The organism is Iamia sp. SCSIO 61187, assembly GCF_019443745.1.
Classification (GTDB): Bacteria; Actinomycetota; Acidimicrobiia; order Acidimicrobiales; family Iamiaceae; genus Iamia.
Window position 1 is genome coordinate 2,577,338 of sequence record NZ_CP050948.1, and the last position, 20,163, is coordinate 2,597,500.

Annotated in this window: 17 protein-coding genes and 2 rRNA genes (1 of these 19 running past the window's edge); 4 read left to right on the forward strand and 15 right to left on the reverse strand. The window is 74.1% G+C overall.

Annotated features, from left to right (window positions below; translation table 11 throughout):
• Window positions 1–6 precede the first annotated feature (6 nt).
• The gene (locus tag HC251_RS12355) at window positions 7–1,344 is read left to right on the forward strand and encodes an amidohydrolase family protein (protein WP_219940921.1); all 1,338 of its coding nucleotides are present in this window, start codon (window positions 7–9) and stop codon (window positions 1,342–1,344) included.
• On the opposite strand, the gene HC251_RS12360 is transcribed toward HC251_RS12355, so the two are convergent.
• Both HC251_RS12360 and HC251_RS12365 read right to left on the reverse strand, forming a co-directional pair.
• On the reverse strand, window positions 1,341–1,973 hold the full coding sequence (locus HC251_RS12360) for a phosphoribosyltransferase family protein (RefSeq protein ID WP_219940922.1): 633 nt from the start codon (window positions 1,971–1,973) through the stop codon (window positions 1,341–1,343). The genes HC251_RS12355 and HC251_RS12360 overlap by 4 nt on opposite strands.
• Entirely contained in the window at window positions 1,970–3,052 is a 1,083-nt protein-coding gene (locus tag HC251_RS12365; protein ID WP_219940923.1) for an aromatic ring-hydroxylating dioxygenase subunit alpha, read from the reverse strand. The genes HC251_RS12360 and HC251_RS12365 overlap by 4 nt, the downstream gene beginning before the upstream one ends.
• A 111-nt stretch (window positions 3,053–3,163) precedes the next feature.
• Here HC251_RS12365 and add (HC251_RS12370) point away from each other — a divergent pair, with 111 nt between their 5' ends.
• Window positions 3,164–4,141 (forward strand): adenosine deaminase, encoded by a 978-nt coding sequence (gene add, locus HC251_RS12370; protein WP_219940924.1) that lies wholly within the window; start codon window positions 3,164–3,166, stop codon window positions 4,139–4,141.
• Window positions 4,142–4,170: 29 nt separating this feature from the next.
• On the opposite strand, the gene HC251_RS12375 is transcribed toward add (HC251_RS12370), so the two are convergent.
• The 8 genes from HC251_RS12375 to HC251_RS12410 all read right to left on the reverse strand — a co-directional run bounded on the left by HC251_RS12375 (window position 4,171) and on the right by HC251_RS12410 (window position 13,928).
• On the reverse strand, window positions 4,171–5,151 hold the full coding sequence (locus HC251_RS12375; protein WP_219940925.1) for a nucleoside hydrolase: 981 nt from the start codon (window positions 5,149–5,151) through the stop codon (window positions 4,171–4,173).
• Window positions 5,148–6,227: an aromatic ring-hydroxylating dioxygenase subunit alpha gene (locus HC251_RS12380; RefSeq protein ID WP_219940926.1), complete on the reverse strand. Its 1,080-nt coding sequence runs from the start codon at window positions 6,225–6,227 to the stop codon at window positions 5,148–5,150. The genes HC251_RS12375 and HC251_RS12380 overlap by 4 nt, the downstream gene beginning before the upstream one ends.
• Window positions 6,224–7,255, reverse strand: coding sequence for an adenosine deaminase (gene add / locus HC251_RS12385; RefSeq protein ID WP_219940927.1), 1,032 nt, complete (start codon window positions 7,253–7,255; stop codon window positions 6,224–6,226). Before add (HC251_RS12385) ends, HC251_RS12380 begins: the two co-directional genes overlap by 4 nt.
• A 19-nt stretch (window positions 7,256–7,274) precedes the next feature.
• Window positions 7,275–8,354 carry an aromatic ring-hydroxylating dioxygenase subunit alpha gene (locus tag HC251_RS12390; protein WP_219940928.1) on the reverse strand — a complete coding sequence of 360 codons (1,080 nt, stop codon included), beginning with the start codon at window positions 8,352–8,354 and terminating at the stop codon, window positions 7,275–7,277.
• Window positions 8,351–9,112, reverse strand: a complete 762-nt coding sequence (locus HC251_RS12395; RefSeq protein ID WP_219940929.1) for a TauD/TfdA family dioxygenase — start codon at window positions 9,110–9,112, stop codon at window positions 8,351–8,353. Before HC251_RS12395 ends, HC251_RS12390 begins: the two co-directional genes overlap by 4 nt.
• A 96-nt stretch (window positions 9,113–9,208) precedes the next feature.
• A complete protein-coding gene (locus tag HC251_RS12400) occupies window positions 9,209–10,198 on the reverse strand; it encodes an LLM class flavin-dependent oxidoreductase (RefSeq protein ID WP_219940930.1) in 990 nt (329 codons plus the stop codon).
• Between the two features lie 85 nt (window positions 10,199–10,283).
• Complete coding sequence (locus tag HC251_RS12405) at window positions 10,284–11,339, reverse strand: amidohydrolase family protein (protein WP_219940931.1); 1,056 nt, start codon at window positions 11,337–11,339, stop codon at window positions 10,284–10,286.
• Window positions 11,340–13,928: a molybdopterin cofactor-binding domain-containing protein gene (locus HC251_RS12410; protein ID WP_219940932.1), complete on the reverse strand. Its 2,589-nt coding sequence runs from the start codon at window positions 13,926–13,928 to the stop codon at window positions 11,340–11,342.
• A 71-nt stretch (window positions 13,929–13,999) separates the two neighbouring features.
• Between HC251_RS12410 and HC251_RS12415 the strand changes: the two genes are divergently transcribed.
• Window positions 14,000–15,136: a diaminopropionate ammonia-lyase gene (locus HC251_RS12415; RefSeq protein ID WP_219940933.1), complete on the forward strand. Its 1,137-nt coding sequence runs from the start codon at window positions 14,000–14,002 to the stop codon at window positions 15,134–15,136.
• Window positions 15,137–15,270: 134 nt separating this feature from the next.
• On the forward strand, window positions 15,271–16,101 hold the full coding sequence (locus tag HC251_RS12420) for an amidohydrolase family protein (protein WP_219940934.1): 831 nt from the start codon (window positions 15,271–15,273) through the stop codon (window positions 16,099–16,101).
• 39 nt (window positions 16,102–16,140) lie between these two features.
• On the opposite strand, the gene HC251_RS12425 is transcribed toward HC251_RS12420, so the two are convergent.
• The 5 genes from HC251_RS12425 to HC251_RS12445 form a co-directional block, all read right to left on the reverse strand.
• Entirely contained in the window at window positions 16,141–17,028 is an 888-nt protein-coding gene (locus tag HC251_RS12425; RefSeq protein WP_219940935.1) for a fructose bisphosphate aldolase, read from the reverse strand.
• Between the two features lie 75 nt (window positions 17,029–17,103).
• On the reverse strand, window positions 17,104–17,457 hold the full coding sequence (locus tag HC251_RS12430; protein ID WP_219940936.1) for a single-stranded DNA-binding protein: 354 nt from the start codon (window positions 17,455–17,457) through the stop codon (window positions 17,104–17,106).
• Window positions 17,458–17,584: 127 nt separating this feature from the next.
• The gene (locus tag HC251_RS12435) at window positions 17,585–18,277 is read right to left on the reverse strand and encodes a lipopolysaccharide assembly protein LapB (protein WP_219940937.1); all 693 of its coding nucleotides are present in this window, start codon (window positions 18,275–18,277) and stop codon (window positions 17,585–17,587) included.
• A gap of 638 nt (window positions 18,278–18,915) precedes the next feature.
• Window positions 18,916–19,032 (reverse strand): 5S ribosomal RNA (gene rrf / locus HC251_RS12440).
• Window positions 19,033–19,126: 94 nt separating this feature from the next.
• Window positions 19,127–20,163, reverse strand: a 23S ribosomal RNA gene (locus HC251_RS12445) (it continues 2,042 nt past the right edge of the window).

Sequence of the window (20,163 nt, forward strand, 5' to 3'; positions counted from 1 at the left end):
GCGGCCGTGCTGATCGAGGGCGATGCCGTCGTCACCATAAACCCGGCCCGCCGGGTCCTGGCGCCCGGGTGGGTGCAGGTCGAGCGGTCGGACATCGTCGCCGTCGGTGCGGGACCGCCACCGGCCACCGCCGGACCCGTCGCCCACCGGGCCGGTGTGGTGCTGCCCGGGTTGGTCAGCGCCCACCAGCACCTCCTCGACGTCGTGGCCCGGGGCACCTGGCGGGGTGACGACTTCCCCACCTGGCTCCTCGACCGGTTCGGTGCCGCCGTCGCCGCCCTCGGTCCCGAGGACTGCGCCACCGCCACGGCCGCGGCCCTCGCCGGCACGGTGGCCGGCGGCGTCACGACCGTCGTCGACTGCTGGGGCCTCGACGTCGGGGCCCGCAGCCGAGCCGGCGTCGACGAGGCGGCTGACGCGTGCCTGGAGGTGCACCGCGCCTCGGGCGCCCGGGTGCTGTTCGCCCGGATGTTCGCCGAGACGGCGCCGCCCGCGTGGCACCGACGGTCCGGCTTCCCGGTCGCCGCCGTCCTCGCCCCGGCCGACGCTGCCCTCGACCAGGTGGCCGGGCTGGCCGCCCGCCACCACGGATCGGCCGACGGACGCATCCGGGTGGCCCCGTCGCCCGAGCTGCCCGAGGCCGTGTCCCCCGCGGCCTTCCGCGCCGCCCGCGACCTGGCGGCCGAGCTGGGCACGCCGCTCCCCCTCCACCTGTGCGCCTCCCCCGCCAGCCGGGCGGCGTGCGGCCCCGGCGAGCTGGACGCCATGGGCGTGCTCGACGCCGGCCTGCTCGCCGCCCACTGCACCGCGGTCGACGACGCCGACATCGCCGCCCTGGCCGGAGCCGGGGTCGCGGTGGCCCACTGCCCGACGTCGAACCTGGCCCTCCGGGGGGCGGTGACGCCGGTGGCCGCCTTCCGCCGGGCCGGAGCCCCGGTCGGCCTCGGGCTCGACAACGGCTCGCTGAACCCCCGGCTCGACCTGCTGGGTGAGGCCCGCGCCGCCATCGCCGCGTCGATCGCCCGCGGCGACCCCCTGGCGCCGTCCGACGTCCTGGCCATGGCCACCATCGAGGGGGCACGCGCCGTCGGGCTGGCCGACGTCACCGGCTCGATCGAGGTCGGCAAGCGGGCCGACCTCGTCCTGCTCGACACCGGCGGCGACCACTGGTGGCCGCACGCCGACATCGTCGACGCCGTGGTCGAGCAGTCCCGTCCGACCGACGTCCGGCTGGTGATGGTCGACGGTGCGGTCGTCGCCGTCGACGGGGTGGCCGTCCACGTCCCCGTCGACCGGCCGGCCCTCGTGGCCCTGGCCGCCCGCGTGCGGGCGACGCTGCCCTAGGTCGCCCCCCTTCGCGGCACCCAGGTGCCGTCGGGGGCGGGCCCGAAGATCGGGATCGAGCCGAGGGCGACGACCATCTCGGCGTCGGGACCCAGCGCGTCCCGCCACGCCCCCGCCTCGGTCAGGAGGCAGCCGATCCCCACGACCTCGGCGCCGGCCGCCCGCAGCAGGCGGAGGCAGGCGGCGATCGACCCACCGGTGGCGATGACGTCGTCCACCAGCACGACGCGCCGCCCGGTCACGGCGCCGATGCGGGCCCGGTCGAGGAGCAGGCTCTGGGCGCCGGCCGTGGTGATCGACGACAGCGGCTCGGCCAGGGCGTCACCGAGGTGGATCTTGGGCGTCTTCTGGAGGATCACGTAGTCGTCGAGGCCGAGGGCGCGGGAGACCTCGATGGCGACGGGGATGCCCAGGGTCGCGGCGCTGGCGACCACCTCGGGGCGCAGAGGGCCGAGGCGGGCAGCCAGGTCGGCCCCGGCGACGGCGGTGAAGGCGACGCCGCGGTCGATCGTCATGAGCAGGGCGATGGCCACCTCGTCGGCCACCGGGACGATGTCGAGGTCGAGCGTCTGGGAGCCGATCGCCACCCGGTGGACCTGGCCGGAGGGTCGGCCGACGGTGGTCGTCACCCGACCTCCACCGGCGTGCCCGCCTCGGCCTCGGCCGCGGCGAGGCCCGGGAACACGTCCCCGGCCTCCGTCCCCATGGCGACCTCGGCCATCTCGGCCAGGATCCGGCGCCAGCCCACGCTCAGGCGGTCGCCCCGGGTGTGGCACTCGGTCCGGTCGAGGTGGATCCGCATGGCCCGGTACCGCTCGAGGATGCGGAGGTCCTCCTCCAGGATCACCTGCTCGGCGGCGATGGTCGAGGCGATCCGCCCGGCGTCGCCGCCCAGGTCGTCGCGGGCCATCAGCTTGTAGATGCGGGTCCGCTCGGCGGTCTCGGGCTGGCAGGCGAACAGGATCGAGAACGAGGCCCCGGTCACCGGGAAGTCGAGCCGGAGGACGACCGTGAGCCCGGCCGCCCCCTCCTTCATCAGGCGCTGGGGCTGGACCTCGGGGTGCTCCCCGGTGGCGACGAGGGGGTCGTCGAAGTTGCGGTACCACGTGTCGAAGGTCGTCCGGACGGTCCAGCCGTCGCGCTCGACGGGCTCGTTCACGACCAGGGCGGCCTCCTCGACGCCGAAGGTCTCGGCGTGGACGAAGGGGAAGTGCGACGCGTCGAGGAAGTTGTCGACCAGCTGGGCGGCGCTGACCGGGGTGGTGCGGGGCTCGTTCCAGAAGCAGTCGACGCCGTCGGCGCCCCACTCGGGGATCTCCGGGCGGGCCGCCAGCGGCTCCTCGGGCGCCAGCCACACCAGGCCCTGGGCCTCGACCACCCCCCACGCCGGCACCAGCCTCGCCCGGGGCGGCAGGGTGGCCCCGGGCCCGAGGGCCGGGATCGAGGTGCACGACCCGGTGCCGTCGAAGGTCCACCCGTGGTAGCCGCATCGCAGGCCCAGCTCGTCGTCCACCGTGCCGAGGCTCACGGGGGCGAGACGGTGGGGGCACCGGTCCTCGAACGCCGCCAGCTCACCGTCGAGCCGGGCCAGCACCCACGGCTGGCCCAGGAGCCAGACCTGCTGGGGGCCGTCGCCCACCTCGTGGGCCATGGCCACCGGGTGCCACGCCCGTCGCAGGAACGACGAGGTGTTGTCGACGATGCTCATGGGGCCAGTCTGGGAGAGGCCTCGGCGCCGCTCAACGATCGGGCGCCGCTGTTCACGCAGCGTTGACAGATCGGCGCCTCGCCGGCCGCCGGGCGTCGGTACCGTCCCGCCATGCGCGACCTCGCGGCCCTGCCCAAGGCCCACCTGCACATCCACCTCGAGGGAGCCATGCGCCCCGAGACCCTCACCGAGCTGGCGGCGGTGGCGGGCATCCCGGTGCCTCCGATCCGGGGCTTCGGCTCCTTCACCGCCTTCGCCGGCATGTACCTGGCGGCGTGCGAGGTGCTGCGCACCGAGGCCGACCTGCGCCGCCTCGTCGACGAGGTCGTGGCCGACGCGGCGGCGGCCGGGGCGGTGTGGATCGAGCCCGGCGTCTACGTCCCGCACCACCGCGACCGCCTGGGTCCGCCCGAGCAGGTGCTCGAGGTCATCCTCGACGAGCTCAGCCAGGCCGGGGCCCGCCACGGCATCGGCACCGGGCTGATGGTCTCCGCCGACCGCACCCTCGACCCCGCCGACGCCGTGGCCCAGGCCGAGCTGGCCGCCCGGTACGAGGGCCAGGGCGTGGTGTCGTTCGGGCTGGCCAACGACGAGGTCGGCCACCCGCCGGAGCCCTTCGCCCCCGCCTTCGCCATCGCCCGCGACGCCGGCCTCATCAGCGCTCCCCACGCCGGCGAGCTGGACGGGCCCGAGAGCGTCCGGGGCGCCCTGACCGCCCTCGGCGCCGACCGCGTCCAGCACGGCATCCGGGCCGTGGAGGACCCGGGGCTCGTCGCCCTCCTGGTCGACCGGGGCACCTGCCTCGACGTGTGCCCGTCGTCCAACCTGCTGCTCGCCGTCGTCCCGTCGCTTGCCGACCACCCGCTCCCCGCCCTGCTGGCCGCGGGCGTGCGGTGCTCGCTCAACGCCGACGACCCGCTGCTCTTCGGCCCCGGCCTGCTGGAGGAGTACGAGCTGGTGCGGGCCGAGATGGGCCTGGGCGACGAGGACCTGGCCGCCATGGCCCGGTCGTCGCTGGAGGCCAGCGGCGCCCCCGACGCCTGTCGGACCAAGGCCGTCGCCGGCGTGGACGCCTGGCTCGCCGCCTGACCACGGATGGTGCCAGGCACCATCCGTGGTCAGCTCGGGGTGAAGAGACGCTGGACGGCGGCCCGGAAGGGGGCGGGGTCGCAGGCGAGGGCGACGCGCCAGGGGGCGAAGTCACCCAACGTCGACTCGGGGACGGGTCGGCGGTCGGCGACGGTGGCGCCCCAGGCTGCACCCCCACCGGTGTCGACGGCGAGGGGCCAGGTCGCCACCTCGGTGATCACGGGCTGCTCGGCGGCGGCCATCACGGCCAGCAGGTCGTGGCACGGGAACATGCCGGGCGGCGTCTGGCGCACCGACTCGTAGAAGGCCAGGTAGCCGTCCATGGGCCGGGCCAGGAACCGGGCCGGGACGGCGTCGGAGGCGTGGGCGGCGGCCAGCTCGACGTCGGCCTCCAGCAGGGCGGCCATGGTCACGTCCAGGCCGACCAGCAGCGGCGGCTGCTCGGTCGCCCACGGCGCGGCGACGACGGCCGCCGCCGCCTGCGGGTCGTGGGCCACGTTGGCCTCGGCCGCCGGCAGGGCGTTGCCCCCGGCCCGGACGGAGCCACCCATCACCGTCAGCGAGCGGAACCCGTCGACCAGCTCCGGGCGCTCGGCCAGGACGGACGCCAGGGTCGTGAGCGGGCCCGTCGTCACAAGGTCGAGGGCGCCGGGGTCGGCGGCGACGAGGCGGGCCAGCAGGTCGGCCGCGGGCTCGTCGCTCGGTGTCACCGACCCCGTCGCCCACTCGTGGGCGTACCCGCCCAGGCCGTCGGCCCCGTGGACGTGGGCCGCCCGGTCCGACAGCGGCGACGGGCCCGCCGGATCGGTCGCCCCGAGCACCACCGGGATGTCGGGCCGACCGGCGGCGTGCAGGATGCGGCACAGGTTGGCGGCCGCCGCGTCGCGCTCGGTGTTGCCCCACGTCGCCACCAGGGCGACCACCTCGACGTCGGGCGCGGTGAGCGCCCACCAGATGCCGGTGCAGTCGTCGACGCCGCCGTCGTTGTCGATGACGAGCCGACGGGTCACGCGCCGACCAGGTCGGCGAGGATCCGCCGCAGCTCGACGGTGACCCGGTCGGCCCGGGTGTGCACCTCGGCCGTGAGGTCGAGGGGCAGGGCCAGCTCGACGAAGGCCGACTGGAGCGCCAGGTCCTCGGCCACCACCCCCTCCTCGAACGCCACCGCCGCCGCCAGTCGGCCTGGGTCGTGGTCGATGTCGTCGCGGGCCACCGACGTGTGGATCGTGCAGGTCTCGTCGTCGACGGGCTGGACGAAGAAGGTGATCACGTTGCTCCCACCGGCCTCCTCGTAGTCGATCCGCAGCGAGCAGGCGAACGGCGCCGTGTAGCGGTAGGTGACGTGCCGGGTCTGGAGGAGCGGCCGCCGGCCGGCCACGACCTCGGGATCCTCCCGGTTGGGGAAGCGGTGCGACGAACGGACGACCATGGCCGCGTCACCCTCGCGCTCGACCACCGGCGGGTCCACCACCGGGTCCTCGTCGGTCCCGATCGTCGCCGCGTGCACGTACGGGAAGTGGGCCATGTCGAGGAAGTTGTCGACCAGCAGGCCGGCGCCGGCCCGGCACGTGATGGTCGGCAGGTCGCCGGCCAGGAACGCGGCGCGGTCGTCGTCGGCGAGGGGATCGGGCGGGAGCGGGGTGCGGGGCGCGTCGGGCGCCACCCACACCAGGCCCAGGTGGGTCGCCACCGCGGCCGGCGTCGTGGCCGCCGATCGGGGCGGGAGCCGGGCGTCGGGACCGAGCGCCGGGATCGTGGTGCAGGTGCCTCCACCGTCGAAGCACCACCCGTGGTAGCCGCACCGGAGGACGTCGGTCTCACCGGTGCGGTCGACCGACCCCGCCGACAGGGGGGCCAGGCGGTGCGGGCACCGGTCGGCCAGCACCACGACCTCGCCGTCCAAGCGGGCCACGACCCACGCCTCCCCCAGCAGCCGGACGGCCACCGGCTCGTCGCCCAGGTCGGCCAGCCGCAGCACCGGGTGCCACGCGGCGCGCAGGGCCGGGTCGGTGTTGCCCAGGGCCGGGACCCGTCGACGGTCCGGCGCCGACGGGGCGCCCACGGGTGCCGCCTCGACGGCGGTCACGGAGCGGGGTCCAGCTCGGCCTCCAGGGCGTCGAGCTCGGCGGTGAACCGCTCGCGCATGGCCGCCTTCTCGGCGTCGGGGAGCCAGGTGCCGTCGACGCCGTTGAGCACCAGCTCGCGCACCAGCCCGACCGAGTGGCCGTTCTGCCCGCAGAAGTCGACGTACTCCTTGCCGATGTCGGTGTGGAACATCGTCGGGTCGTCGGAGTTGAGCATCACCTTGAGCCCGGCCTCGATCATGGCGTTGATGGGGTGGGTGGTGAGGTCGGGCCACCCGTAGACACGGGCGGTCGAGGTCGGGCAGACGGTGAAGACGATCTGGGCGTCGCGGCAGCGGGCCACCACCTCGGGGTCGTCGAGGATGTGGTAGCCGTGGTCGAGGCGCTCGCAACCGAGCTCGTCGAGGCAGGTCGTGATGTTCACCGGCGGCCCGTCCTCGCAGGCGTGGCTGGTCCGTCGCAGCCCGGCCGCCCCGGCCCGCTGGAACACGGCGGCGAACTTCTCCGGCGGATCCGGCGCCTCGGCCGCGTCCATGCCCAGGCCGATGACCTCCGGCCGGTCGAGGGCGATGAGCTCCTCCAGCCACGCCATGGTGTCCTCGGCGCTGTCTTGGCGGTACACGTCGGCGATCAGCCGGCAGCCCACGCCGAGCTCGGCCTCGGCCCGGCGGATGCCGTCGATGAACCCGTCCACGACGGTCGCCAGCGGCACGCCCCGGGTGATGTGGAGCGTCGGGTTGAAGAACATCTCCCGGTAGCGGAGGTTCCCCGATCGCACGCCGTCCTCCAGCGTCTCGAACGCGACCCGGGCGAAGTCCTCCCGGTCGATCACCGTCGAGTTCACGAACCGGAACGTCTCCAGGAACTCGTAGATCGTGTCGTAGTCGTAGATCGTGCTGATGTCGTCGGTCGGCAGGTCGATGCCGTGCTTGGCGGCCAGGTCGGCCACCGTCTCGGGCCGGAGCGTGCCCTCGACGTGGCAGTGCAGCTCGACCTTGGGCACGCGGCGCAGGTACTCGGTCATGTCCATGGTCGGCCTCCGGCGGCGGTCAGGTGGGGAGCGGGGCGGTGGGGGCGTCGATCGAGCGGGGGGCGGCCAGGACCGTCGCCACCGCCTCCGGACCGCCCTCGGCGTGGGCCGCGACCAGCTCACGCAGCCAGCGCCGGTACTCGAGCGACACCCGGTCGGTGCGGACCGAGATCTCGAAGGCGGGGTCGAGGTGCAGCTCGGGCGGGTCCTGGTTCGTCACCAGCGGCTCGTCCTCGGCCAGGACGAGGTCCTGGAACGCCAGGTGCGGCGTGTCGTCCTCGTCGTGGCGGTCGGTGCGGGCCACCACCCAGAACGAGCGGGTCGTGGCGTCGTCGACGGGCGAGGCGGTCATCCAGAGGTGGCGGCGCACGGGCGTGCCGTCGGGCTCGGGATCGAGGGTGAACCCGATGTCCACGGTGAGCGGCATCGGCACCCGGTAGGCCGAGTACCCGTAGAGGGCGACGTCGTCGGCCTGCATGTCGGGCGGGTCGTAGTCGAAGCGCATCTCGCCGGCCCGGCGCCGGATCGAGGGGATCGGCGGGACGGGCTGGTCCCGGCGGCCCAGGCTGCCGTCGTGGACCCAGGCGAAGTGGGCCAGGTCGACGAAGTTCTCGACCCGGCGCGGCGCCCCGACGGGCCAGGTGTAGGGCGCCCCGGCCACGACCTTCATGGCGGCGTCGTCCCACGCCGGGCAGGCCGGGATCGTCGTGCCGGCGGACCCGTCGAGGCGCACCCACACCATCCCGTAGGCGACCTCGACGTCGTAGGCCGGCAGGCACGCCTTGGGCGGGATGGGACCGTCGGGCATCGACGGGATCTCGACGCACCGGCCGCCGGCGTCCCAGCGCCACCCGTGGTAGCCGCAGCGGATCGTCCCCTCGTCGACCCAGCCCACCGACAGCCGGGCCGAGCGGTGGAGGCAGCGGTCGGCCACGGCCGCCAGCCCGGCGGGGCCGAGGTCGGCCACGGCCAGCTGCCGGCCGAGCAGGGTGACCGCCAGCGGCTGGGGGGCGGCGGCGCGGAGCTCCTCGAGCGTGGCGACCGGGTGCCAGAACAGGGTGAAGAGCCGGCTCAGGTCCGACTCGGCTCCGCCGCTCATGCGATCGACGCGTAGCGGCTGTCGGAGTGCAGGGGGCCGGTGGGCACGCCGTTGCTCCGGGGCGTCCAGGCCCAGATGCGCCACAGCATGCGCTCGCCGGTGAACGGGCCCCGACCGTGCAGCATGCGGTAGTTGTCGATGCAGAGCGCCTCGCCCGGCTCGAGGGTGAAGCGGGGGGCGGCGGCGTCGGCCTCGGCCACCCGCTCGGTCCAGCGGTCGATGAGGGCCCGGTCGGCCTCGGGGTCGGCCGCCTCCGGGTCGGGGGCCATGTAGGGGGTGCGGCGGACGGCGGTGCGGCCCGACGGCAGGGTCAAGACGATGGGGCTGCACGCGGGCCGCATGTCCGGCTCGGTGAGGTCGACGGGGACCTCGTGCACGAAGCGGTGGAGCTCCGGGTCCTCGGCGGCCACCTGGTCGAGCAGGGCGTGCCCGTCGACCAGGACCGATGCGCCCCCGCTGGTGCCCTGCTGGGCGCAGAGGAGGAAGAGCCCGTCGGGGTGGTGGTCGCCGTAGGCGAACCCGTCCACGTGCACCGGCATCGACGCCTCGGGCGGGATCAGGCCCCGGTCGCCCTCGCCGCCCTCCCGGACGGCGGCGGCGTCGGGGCGGGCCAGGAGGTCGCCCAGCACGTCCCCGGCGACCGCCCCGGCGGCGGCGGCGTCGATGCCCCGCCGGGTCAGGACGGCGGCTCCGTCGGCGGCCATGAGGGCCGCGGCCACGCTCGGGTCGTCGGTCCGTCGCGGGATCAGTCCGGCCATGGCGACGACTCTGCGCCACCCCGCCTCCGGGGGCAACGGTCGCGCCGCCCTCTTCACACAGCGTTGACAAACTGTTGATCGAGACCAGGCGCCGGCCTACCGCCCGAAGGCGTCGATCATGGCGTCGACGTCGCCCAGCGGGTAGAGGATCGGGCACGTGCACCCGTCGTCGATGTACTGCTGGACGCCCGCCCGGGCCTCGTCGGGGGTGCCCGAGGCGGTCAGGAGGTGCACCACGTCGTCGGGCACCAGTTTCGACGCCGCCTCGACCTGCTCGTGGGTCGCCGGCCAGGTCAGGACCTCGCCCACCCGGTCGAGCAGGTCCTGGGACACGCCCGACGCCTTCATGATGTGGGGTTGCTGGCCCAGGTACTGGGTGACCATGAGCCGGGCCATGTCGAGGGCGGTCTGGCGGTCCTCGTGCACCGAGCACACGATGAGCTGGGGCCGGTCGATGTCGTCGACCGACCGACCGGCCCGGTCGGCCCCGGCGGCCAGGGCGTCCATGGCCCGGCGGTTGTAGTCGGGCGACACCAGGTAGTTGAGGACGACCCCGTCGGCGATCTCGCCGGTGAGCTCCATCATCTTCATGCCCGTGGCCCCGACGTAGATCGGCACGTCCTTGGGCCGCCGGTCCTGGTACACGTAGTCGAGCTCGACCCCGTCGAGGTGCACGTGCTCGCCGTGCATGGTGACGGTCTCGTCGTGCAGGAGGGCCCGCACCGCGGTCACGACCTCCCGCATCACCCTGAGGGGCTTGGCCCGGGTGATGCCGACCTTGGCCGCCAGCGGGTCCCACCAGGCGCCCAGGCCGAGGATCACCCGCCCGGGGGCGAGGTCGTCGAGGGTCGAGAAGGTGGCCGCCAGCCGGGCCGGGTTGCGGCTCCAGACGTCGGCCACGCCCGAGCCCAGCCGGATCGTCTCGGTCACCGCCCCGAAGGCGGCCAGCGGGACGGTCGCCTCCCGGACCAGCCGGCTCTCGGCCTGCCACACCGCCTCGAAGCCGGCGGCCTCGGCCCGCTGGGCGTAGCGCATCCCGTCCCGGATCGGGTGGGCGTCCTGCAGGTACAAGGCGACTCGGTCCATCACTGCTCTCCGTCGTCGGCGAACTCGGTGGCAGATCTCGGACGAACGTCCCCCATCTGCCACCGAGAACGGATCGTGGGTGGGGTCATGGCATGGCCGCCAGGGCGGCGTGGAGGCGGGTGGCCGCCTCGCGGGCGTGGGCCCGGACCTCGGCGGCGTCGACCCGGGTGGGCCCGTCGGGGCCGAGGACGACCTCGCCGTCGACGACGACCTCCACCGGCCGGACGCCCGGCGTGTAGGCCAGGTGCCACGGGTCCATGGGCTCGTAGGACCAGGTGACCCGGTCGTCGGCGGCCTCGGGCACCAGCTCGTAGCCGGCCTCGAGCCAGGCCCAGGCGTCCTCGGGCGAGGCGGTCAGGTCGTCGGCCCGCAGGGCGACGAAGGCCAGGCGGGCCTCGTCGAGCATGTCGGCCCCGATGCCGTCGGTGCCGAGGGCGACGCGCTGGCCGGCGGCCGCCCACCGGGCCGGCCGGCCGTAGCCCACGCTGTTGTTCTGGTTCGACCGGGGGTTGTGCAGGATCGTGCCGGGCAGGCGCCGGTCGAGGTGGACGGCGTGGGCCAGCAGCCAGTCGTCCCGGGCCCGGTCGGCCAGCCGCTCGGCCGCGCCGAGGTCCTCGGGGCCCTCGGCCACGTGGATGTGCACGCCCACGCCGAGGTCGGCCGCCAGCCCGCACACGGCGTCGAGGGTCTCGTCCGACAGGGTGAAGGCGGCGTGGGCGCCGACGAGCCCGCGCCCCCCGGCCCGGATGAACCGCTCGTTCTCGGCCAGCCCGGCGGCGGCCCCGTCGAGGCCGTTGCGATCGGTGACCTCGTAGCAGCACACGACCCGCACGCCGACCTCGGCGCAGGCCTCGGCGATCACGTCGAGGCTGCCCTCGATGGCCGAGGGCGAGCTGTGGTGGTCGACGATGGCCGTCGTCCCGCACTCCAGCGCCTCGAGGGCGCCGAGCCGGGCCGACGCCCGGATGGTGTCGAGGTCGAGGGCCCGGTCGAGCCGCCACCAGACCAGCTCGAGCACCTCGAGGAAGCTCGTCGGGGTGCGGGGCGGCGGGGGCATGCCGCGCGCCAGGGCCGAGTACAGGTGGTGGTGGGAGCAGACGAGGCCGCCGGTGACGGCCCCGTCGCTGGTCGCGATGGCCACTCAGCCGCGCCGCATCGGGAGGGACGACCGCCACGAGCCGTCGTGGGCGTGGAGGGCGGCCGCCACCGCCCCGGCGGTGGGGACCAGGCCGATCTCGCCCACGCCCTTGATGCCGTAGGGCGCGTCGGGCTGGGGCTCCTCGACGAGGATGACCTCGACCGGCGGCATGTCCTTGGCCCGCAGGATCCCGAGCCCCCGCAGGGTCGTGGTGGTCGGCCGGCAGTCGTCGTCGGTGGGGAAGTCCTCGGTGAGGGCGTAGCCCAGGCCCATGTGCACCGCGCCCTCGATCTGACCCTCGACCAGCAGCGGGTTGACCGCCTTGCCCACGTCGTGGGCGGCGACCACCTTCTCGATGGCCCCGGTGCCGGGGTCCAGGACCACGACCTGGGCGGCGTAGCCGAAGGTCGAGTGGATGACCGGGTTCTCCAGCCCCTCCTCCAGCTTGTTGGTCCAGTCGACGACGTAGCTGCCCTCGTGGTCGACCCCCGGAGCGCAGTCGGCGGCGAGGGCGGCGCGGCAGGCGGCGGCCACCGCGCCGGCGCCCATCAGGGTGCCCCGGCTGCCGGTGGTCTGGCCCTTGCCCAGCTCGCGGCTGGTGTCGACCACGACCCGCACCCGCTCGGGCTCGATCCCCAGCTCGGTGCAGGCGACCTGGAGGGCGACGGTGTGGACGCCCTGGCCCATCTCGGTCCAGCAGTGGCGCACCTCGACGGTGCCGTCGTCCTCGAACCGGACGACGGCCTTGGCCACCTCGTGGAAGCCGTTGCCCAGACCGGAGTTCTTGAGCCCCAGACCGACCCCGACCGGCTTGCCGGCGGCGGCGGCGGCCTCGACGTGCGGCCGGACCGCGTCGAGGCAGGTGCGGGCGCCCTTGCACCCGTCGTCCATGATCTGGCCCGGCCCCCACACCGCACCGGGCGTGATGACGTTGCGGTCGCGGATCTCCCAGCCGGTGAGGCCGGTGGCCTCGGCCAACCGGTCGAGCAGGCCCTCCATGGCGAACTGGGCCTGGTTGGCACCGAAGCCGCGGAACGCCCCGCACACCGGGTTGTTGGTCCGGACGGCGATGGCCTCCACGTCGATGGCGGGCACGTGGTACGGACCGCTGGCGTGGCCGGCGGCCCGCTCGAGCACCTTCATCCCGACGCTGGCGTAGGGGCCGGAGTCGCCCACCATGCGGAACCGCAGGGCGGTGAGGTGGCCGTCGGCGTCGCACGCCCCCTCGGCCTCGATGTGGATGGGGTGGCGCTTGGGGTGCTGGAGGAGGGACTCCTCCCGGCTGAGGGTGCACTTGACGGGCCGGCCGAGGAGGTGGGCGGCCAGGGCGGTGTGGCCCTGGTTCGACATGTCCTCCTTGCCGCCGAACGCGCCGCCGTTCGACACCAGCTCGACGGTGACCTCGTCGGTGCCGATGGCGAGCAGCGAGGCGATCTGGTCCCGGTCGTCCCAGACGCCCTGGCCGCCGGAGTACACGTGGAGCGGCCCCCCGTCGGGGCTCGGCACCGCGAGGGTCGACTCCGGCTCGAGGAAGGCGTGCTCGACGCGCTGGGTGGTGAACGTCTCGCGGACGACGTGGGCGCTGTCGGCGAAGGCGGCCTCCACGTCGCCGCGGGCGTAGGCCGAGCGGGACAAGACGTTGCCCTCGAGGCCCCACACCGCGGGCTCGTCGCTCTCCAGGGCGGCGAAGGCGGTGGCGAAGGGGGTGAGCGGACGGTAGGTGACCTCGACCAGCTCGGCGGCCCGGCGCGCCGTCGGTCGGTCGACGGCGACGACCACGGCGAGGACGTCGCCGAGGTACGAGGTGCGCCCGCCCTCGGGGATCATCACCGGCCAGTCCTTGTGGATCAGCCCGACCCGCAGCTCACCGGGGATGTCGGCCGCGGTCAGCACCGCCTCGACGCCCTCGACGGCGGCGGCCTTGCTCGTGTCGATCCGCTCGACGTCGGCCCGGGCGTGCTGGGCCAGGTGGACGGCGGCGTGGAGGAGACCGTCGACCTGGATGTCGTCGATGAACCCCTTGTCACCCAGGGCCAGGTCCTCGCCCTGGTAGCGGACACCGCGCTCCCCCACCCCGGTGGGCAGGGCGACGGGCGTCTCGGTGCCGGCCGCCAGGGCCTCGACGGCGTCGAGGATCTTGGTGTAGCCGGTGCACCGGCAGAGGTGGCCGCCCAGGTGGCGGGCGGCGGTGTCGCGGTCGAGGCCTGAACCCTTCTTGTCGAGCAGCGCCTTGACCCGCACCACGATGCCGGGCGTGCAGAACCCGCACTGCAGGGCGCCGGTCGCGGCGAAGGCCTCGGCGAAGCGGGCCCGCTCGGCCTCGGGCAGGCCCTCGAGCGTCGTGACCTCCTTGCCCTCGGCCCGCTCCAGGCCGATCTGGCAGGCCACCACCGCCTTCCCGTCGAGCAGGACGGTGCAGCAGCCGCACTGCCCCGACGGCGAGCAGCCGTCCTTGGGCGACAGCACGCCGAGCTCGTCGCGCAGGGCGGCGAGCAGGTGGGGCTGGCCGTCGCCGACGACGACGGGCTCGCCGTTGACCGTGAAGGCGTGGGCCGTGCCGGGGGAGATCGGGGGCGCGGGAGCGTCGGTCATCGGGACCACGTTCACGCGCCTTCAACAATCTGTCAACGCACTCCCGGTTTCCGGCATGTGAAGATGCCCCGGTGACGAGCGAGATCCTCCGCAACCCGGGCCGCGGGCCCCTGCCCGCCGATGCCCGGGACGGGGGTCCGTCGCCCCAGGACTTCCACCGGCGCCTGCCGGGCTACGCGCCCACCCCGCTGGTCGACGCCGCCCCCCTCGCCGCCGACCTCGGCGTCGGCCGGCTGTGGGTCAAGGACGAGTCGTGGCGCCTGGGCCTCCCGGCGTTCAAGATGCTGGGGGCCTCGTGGGCGTCGTACCGGCTGCTCGTGTCCCGCCTCGGGGCCGAGCCGTCGTGGGCCACCCTCGACGAGCTGGCCGCCGCCCTGGTCCCGCTCGGGCCGCTCACCCTCGTCGCCGCCACCGACGGGAACCACGGCCGGGCCGTGGCCCGCACCGCCCGGCTCCTGGGGCTCGGGGCCCACGTCCTCGTCCCGGCGGGCACGGCCGACGCCCGGATCGAGGCCATCGCGTCCGAGGGGGCGAGGGTCGACGTGGTCGACGGCACCTACGACGACGCCATCGCGGCGTCGGCCGCCCTGGCGTCCGACGACCACCTGGTGGTGTCGGACACCTCATGGCCCGGCTACGCCGAGGTCCCCCGCTGGGTCATCGACGGCTACGCCACGATCTTCGCCGAGGTCGACGAGCAGCTCGCCGCGACCGGTGCGCCCCCTCCCGATGTCGTCGTGGCCCAGATGGGCGTCGGCGCCCTGGCCGCGGCGACCGTCGGCCACGTGCGATCCACCGGCGGCGACCGGCCCACGATCGTCGTCGTCGAGCCCCTCTCCGCCGCCTGCGGCCTGCGCTCGGCCGAGGCCGGCCACCCGGTCGAGGTGCCCGGCCCCCACCGGTCGATCATGGCCGGCCTCAACTGCGGCATGGTCTCCGAGCTGGCGTGGCCGACCGTCGCCGCCGGCACCGACTGGTTCGTCGCCGTGTCCGACGCCGCTGCCGAGCAGGCCATGCGAGACCTGGCCACCGTGGGGGTGACCGCGGGCGAGACCGGCGGGGCCGGGTTGGCGGGCCTCCGCCAGCTCGTGGCGTCGGGCGAGGCGGACATCGGGCCCGACAGCTCGGTCCTCGTGCTCAACACCGAGGGCCCGACCGATCCGGGGGCCTACGAGCGGATCACCGGCATCGCCGTCGAGGGCTGCTGAGCAGCCGTGACCGTCGCCGACACCGGACGCGGCGCGTTGACCCCGCCGACTCCGGTCGTCGACGCCCACGTCCACGTCCTCCGACCCCACCCGCCACCCTGGCGGCGGGCGTCGCCGACACCGGACGCGGCGCGTTGACCCCGCCGACTCCGGTCGTCGACGCCCACGTCCATCTGTTGCCGGGGCGGCTGGGCGAGAAGGTGCGGGACTTCTTCCTCCAGGGCTTCACGGCCGACGAGCTGTACCCGCTCGACCACCGGGCCATCCTCGACCGCCTGGCCGGCGAGGGCGTCGAGGAGGTCTGGCACCTGCCGTACGTCCACAAGCCCGGCATCGCCGGCGGCGTGAACGAGGCCTCGGCCGCCACCGCCGCGGCGGCCGTCGGCGGTCCGGTGCGGGTCGTGCCGGGCGCCAGCGTCCACCCCGCCGACGACGACCCGCTCGCCCTGGTGCGGACCGCGGTCGAGGACCTCGGGGCGCGGGTGCTCAAGCTGCACTGCTCGGTCGGAGACCACGACGCCGACGACCCGCGCCTCGACGCCGTCTGGGCCTACGCCGCCGAGGTCCGGCTCCCGGTGGTGGTGCACGTGGGTCACGCCGTCAGCGGCCAGACCGACGGCGCGGAGCTGGCCCCCGTCGGCCGGGTCGCCACCCGCCACCCGGACGCGGTCGTCGTCCTCGCCCACTGCGCCCACCCGGCGACGGAGGCGGCCGTGGCCCTGATGGACGCCCACCCCCAGGTGCACGCCGACCTCACCCCGGTGGTGCGCAGCCCCGTGGTGCTGACGGGCGCGGTGGCCGAGCGGCTCGCCGACCGGCTCCTCCTCGGCTCGGACGCGCCGAACACGCCGATCACCTCGGCCCGGTGCCGGGCCGCCGTGGCCGCGCTGGACCTGAGCCCGGCCGCCGAGGCCGCCATCACCGGCGGCACCGCCCGCCGCCTGCAGGCCCAGATCCGCGCCTGACGGGGCGACGCCCGGCCGCCGTCGACCGGCGGCGCGGGGTCAGGTGATGGAGGCGTCGTAGATGGCCTGGATGGTGGCGTCGAGGGTGGCGTCGAAGTCCGCCTGGGACTGCTGGGCCGACAGGCCCTCGGTGAGGGCCCGGCTGAAGCTGGCGATGACCCCGGGGTTGCGGGCCAGACGGGCGTTGGCGTCCTCGCGGCTGTAACCGCCCGACAGGGCCACCACCCGGACCACGTTCGGGTGCTCCACCAGCGCCTGGTAGAAGCCATCGGTCTCCGGCAGCGTGAGCTTGAGCATGACCAGCTGGTCGTCGCCCAGGGCGTCGAGCTGGGCCCGGATGGCCGCCTCCAGGAGGACCTCGGCCTCGGCCTTCTGCGGGCTGTGGATGTCGACCTCGGGCTCGATGATCGGGACCAGGCCGGCCGCCACGATCTGGCGACCGATCTCGAACTGCTGGTCGACCACGGCGTTGACGCCGGTCTCGTCGGCCGTCTTGATGACCGAGCGCATCTTGGTGCCGAACATGCCCTTGGCCACGGCCCGGCCGAGCAGGTCGTCGAGGCCGTCGATCGGCTTCATGACCTGGACGCCGTCGGACTCGTCGGCCAGGCCCTTGTCGACCTTGAGGAAGGGCACGACCTGCTTGGTGCCCCACAGGTACTCGCCCGTGTCGACGCCCTCGACCTGGCGGTCCATCGTCATCTCGAACAGGATCGCCCCGAGGACCCGGTCGCCGCCGAAGCTCGGGCTGGTGACGATGCGGGACCGCATCTCGTGGATGCGGTCGAACATCTCGGCCTCGCCGTCGTAGGCGTCTTCCTCGACGCCGTACAGCTTGAGGGCCTTGGGCGTGCTGCCGCCGCTCTGGTCGAGGGCGGCGATGAAGCCCTTGCCCTGACGGACCTTCTCGAGCTGCTCGCTGTTCATGCTGCGGGTTCGTCCTCACGTGGCTGTCGGTGGGTCCCACATCTTGGCCGACCGTGACCCGGGCCACGAACCCCGTCATGGCTCGGCCGGGGCGACCTCGACGCGGGCCAGGGTCCGCTCCACGGCGGCGGCCACCCGGCTGGCCTGGCGGACCGGGAGCACGGCGTCGGCCACGACCTCGGTGCGGCTGGCGGTGGCCCCGCCGGCGCGGAAGAACCGGCGGCGCACCCGGCCGGTGACGACCACCGCGGCGCCGGCGGGCAGGGCCGCGGCCCGGCGGGGGGCGTCGGGCCAGGCCACGGGGACCGACTCGGCCGGGCCGTCGGGGGGACGGGTGGTGACCTCGAAGGTCACCAGGGTGTCGCCGGACGGCAGGGTCCGGGTCGACGGAGGGCTGGACAGGCAGCCCTGCAGGATCACGACGTTCACGACGTCACCTCACACGCAGAGGATGGGCTGGGGTGAGGGGGAAGCACCGGGGTCGCGGTGAGGACCTCCGTGCCCACCACCGTACGCCGGGGGTACGACAGTCAGGGGCGGAGCGGCGCGGCGCGCCTCAGCTCAGGGCGTCGAGGCGGCGGCGGACGTCGGCGAAGTCGGCGTCCACCCCGGAGATCCACCCGAACAGCTCGCGCGCCCGGCTCACGTCGCCGGCCCGCTCGCGGAGGTCGGCCAGGGCGTAGGCCGTGCGGAGGTGGTGCTCGCGCGCCTTCTTGCCGCGGGGCGCCGACTCGAGCAGCCGGATGGCGTCGGACAGCCGACCCCGGTCGGCCAGCGAGCCGGCGGCGACGATCCGTCCCTCGGCGACCAGCTCGGCGCTGGGCGACGCCTCGCGGAGCTCCTCCCAGAGCTCCTCGGCGTCGGTGTGACGGCCCAGCGCCCGGTAGCAGTCGGCGAGGACGGGGTTCTGGTCGACGGACCCGGTGAGGTCGCGGAAGGCCTCGAGCTCGGCCGCGGCCGGTCGCCACCGCCCGAGCTGGTAGAGGGTCAGCCCGAGCAGCTCGCGCACCGTCGCCGCCCCGGGCGCCTCGGCGGCGATGGGCTTCAGGATGCGCCGGGCGTCGTCGAGCTGCTCGTTGGCGAAGGCCCGGGCCGCCTCCCCGACGCGGTCGGTGTACCGCTTGGTCTTGGCCGGGCTGAGGGCGCGGGCCAGCTCCGAGCGCACGAGCTCGGTGTCGATCGGGGTCGACCGCTCCCGCTTGCGCTTCGCCGGGGTCTGGGCCGGTGGGGCGTCGTCGCGGACCCACACCTCGCGCCCGAACGGCGGTGGCGGGGAGGACGGACGCTCGTCGCGTGCCGGTCGGTCGGACCGCCCCTGGGGGCGGTCCCCCGCTCGCCCACCGGGACGACGGTCCCCGTCCCGGGACCACTCCTCCCGCCGCACCGGCCGTCCGTCCGGACCGAGCCGTCGGGGTTGGTCACGACCCGAGCCCGAACCGCCCCGGACGTCGTCGCCCATGCGCCCCGCGCCCCGCCGGGCCACACCGCCCCACCCCCGCTTGGCCCCCGCCTTGCGGGCGGCCTCGGCTGCGCTCTCGGGGCGATCCCGGGGGTCACGGCTGCCGGGGCGCCCACTCGGACGTCCCCCCGGGCGCGACCCTCCCGGCCGCCCCCCGGGGCGACCCGAGCCACGCGCCCCACCGGGGCGGGGCCCGCCCTCCCGCGGCCCGCGGGATCCGCCGGCACCGGTCCGGGGTCGCCCGGAGGCGCCGGCCCCGCTCGGTCGGCCGCCGGGACCCGAACGGCGCGCCCTGCTCCCCCGCCGGTCGTCGTCTCGGTCGTCGTCGGCAGGGGCCACCGAGGCACACTACCGACCGCACCCGCCGAACCGGAAAGGCGCCCGGACGCGAAGAGACCCCCGCCCGAAGGCGGGGGTCTCTCCAAGAAATCCGGCGGCGACCTACTCTCCCAGGGGATCTCTCCCCAAGTACCATCGGCGCTGGAAGGCTTAACTTCCGTGTTCGGAATGGGAACGGGTGTGACCCTTCCGCCATCGCCACCGAAACCTTTGGGTGTTGTCAAAGGCGCAGACACCCACCAGAGACCTGGCGGTGCCGCTGCTCTTCGAGCACTCCATAGCGAGCACAAACATCTTCGTCGATCCAAGCCCTCGGCCGATTAGTACCGGTCGGCTGAACATGTTGCCATGCGTACACCTCCGGCCTATCAACGTGTTGATCTATCACGGGCCTTACCTGGTTGACCCAGTGGGAAACCTCATCTTGGAACGAGCTTCGCACTTAGATGCCTTCAGCGCTTATCCCTTCCGTAGGTCGCTAACCAGCCGTGCCCTTGGCAGGACAACTGGCACACGAGAGCTACGTCCGTCCCGGTCCTCTCGTACTAGGGACAGCCTTCCTCAAGTTTCCTCCGGCTGCAGAGGATAGGGACCGAACTGTCTCACGACGTTCTAAACCCAGCTCGCGTACCGCTTTAATGGGCGAACAGCCCAACCCTTGGGACCTGCTTCAGCCCCAGGATGCGATGAGCCGACATCGAGGTGCCAAACCTTCCCGTCGATATGGACTCTTGGGGAAGATGAGCCTGTTATCCCCGGGGTACCTTTTATCCGTTGAGCGACGGCGCTTCCACACGCAACCGCCGGATCACTATGCCCTACTTTCGTACCTGCTTGACGTGTCAGTCTCGCAGTCAAGCTCCCTTGTGCCATTGCACTCAACGCCTGATGGCCGACCAGGCTGAGGGAACCTTTGGGCGCCTCCGTTACTCTTTAGGAGGCGACCGCCCCAGTCAAACTACCCATCTGGCGCTGTCCCCCATCCCGATCAAGGGACGCGGGTTAGAGCTCAGTCATACGCAGGGTGGTATTTCAACGGTGACTCCACACACACTGGCGTGCATGCTTCCTCGTCTCCCACCTATCCTACACAACGCATGACCAAACCCAACACCAAACTATAGTAAAGGTCCACGGGGTCTTTCCGTCCTTCTGCAGCTAACGAGCATCTTTACTCGTACTTCAATTTCGCCGGGTCTGTGGTTGAGACAGTAGGAAAGTCGTTACGCCATTCGTGCGGGTCGGAACTTACCCGACAAGGAATTTCGCTACCTTAGGACCGTTATAGTTACGGCCGCCGTTTACCGGGGCTTAGGTTCAGAGCTTCGCCTTGCGGC

Coding starts and splice junctions, on each gene's coding strand:
- HC251_RS12365 (WP_219940923.1), bottom strand. CDS start 3,052: ATGAGCATCGTCGACAACACCTCGTCGTTCCTGCGACGGGCGTGGCAC.
- add (WP_219940924.1), top strand. CDS start 3,164: ATGCGCGACCTCGCGGCCCTGCCCAAGGCCCACCTGCACATCCACCTC.
- add (WP_219940927.1), bottom strand. CDS start 7,255: ATGGACATGACCGAGTACCTGCGCCGCGTGCCCAAGGTCGAGCTGCAC.
- HC251_RS12390 (WP_219940928.1), bottom strand. CDS start 8,354: ATGAGCGGCGGAGCCGAGTCGGACCTGAGCCGGCTCTTCACCCTGTTC.
- HC251_RS12395 (WP_219940929.1), bottom strand. CDS start 9,112: ATGGCCGGACTGATCCCGCGACGGACCGACGACCCGAGCGTGGCCGCG.
- HC251_RS12400 (WP_219940930.1), bottom strand. CDS start 10,198: ATGGACCGAGTCGCCTTGTACCTGCAGGACGCCCACCCGATCCGGGAC.
- HC251_RS12410 (WP_219940932.1), bottom strand. CDS start 13,928: ATGACCGACGCTCCCGCGCCCCCGATCTCCCCCGGCACGGCCCACGCC.
- HC251_RS12425 (WP_219940935.1), bottom strand. CDS start 17,028: ATGAACAGCGAGCAGCTCGAGAAGGTCCGTCAGGGCAAGGGCTTCATC.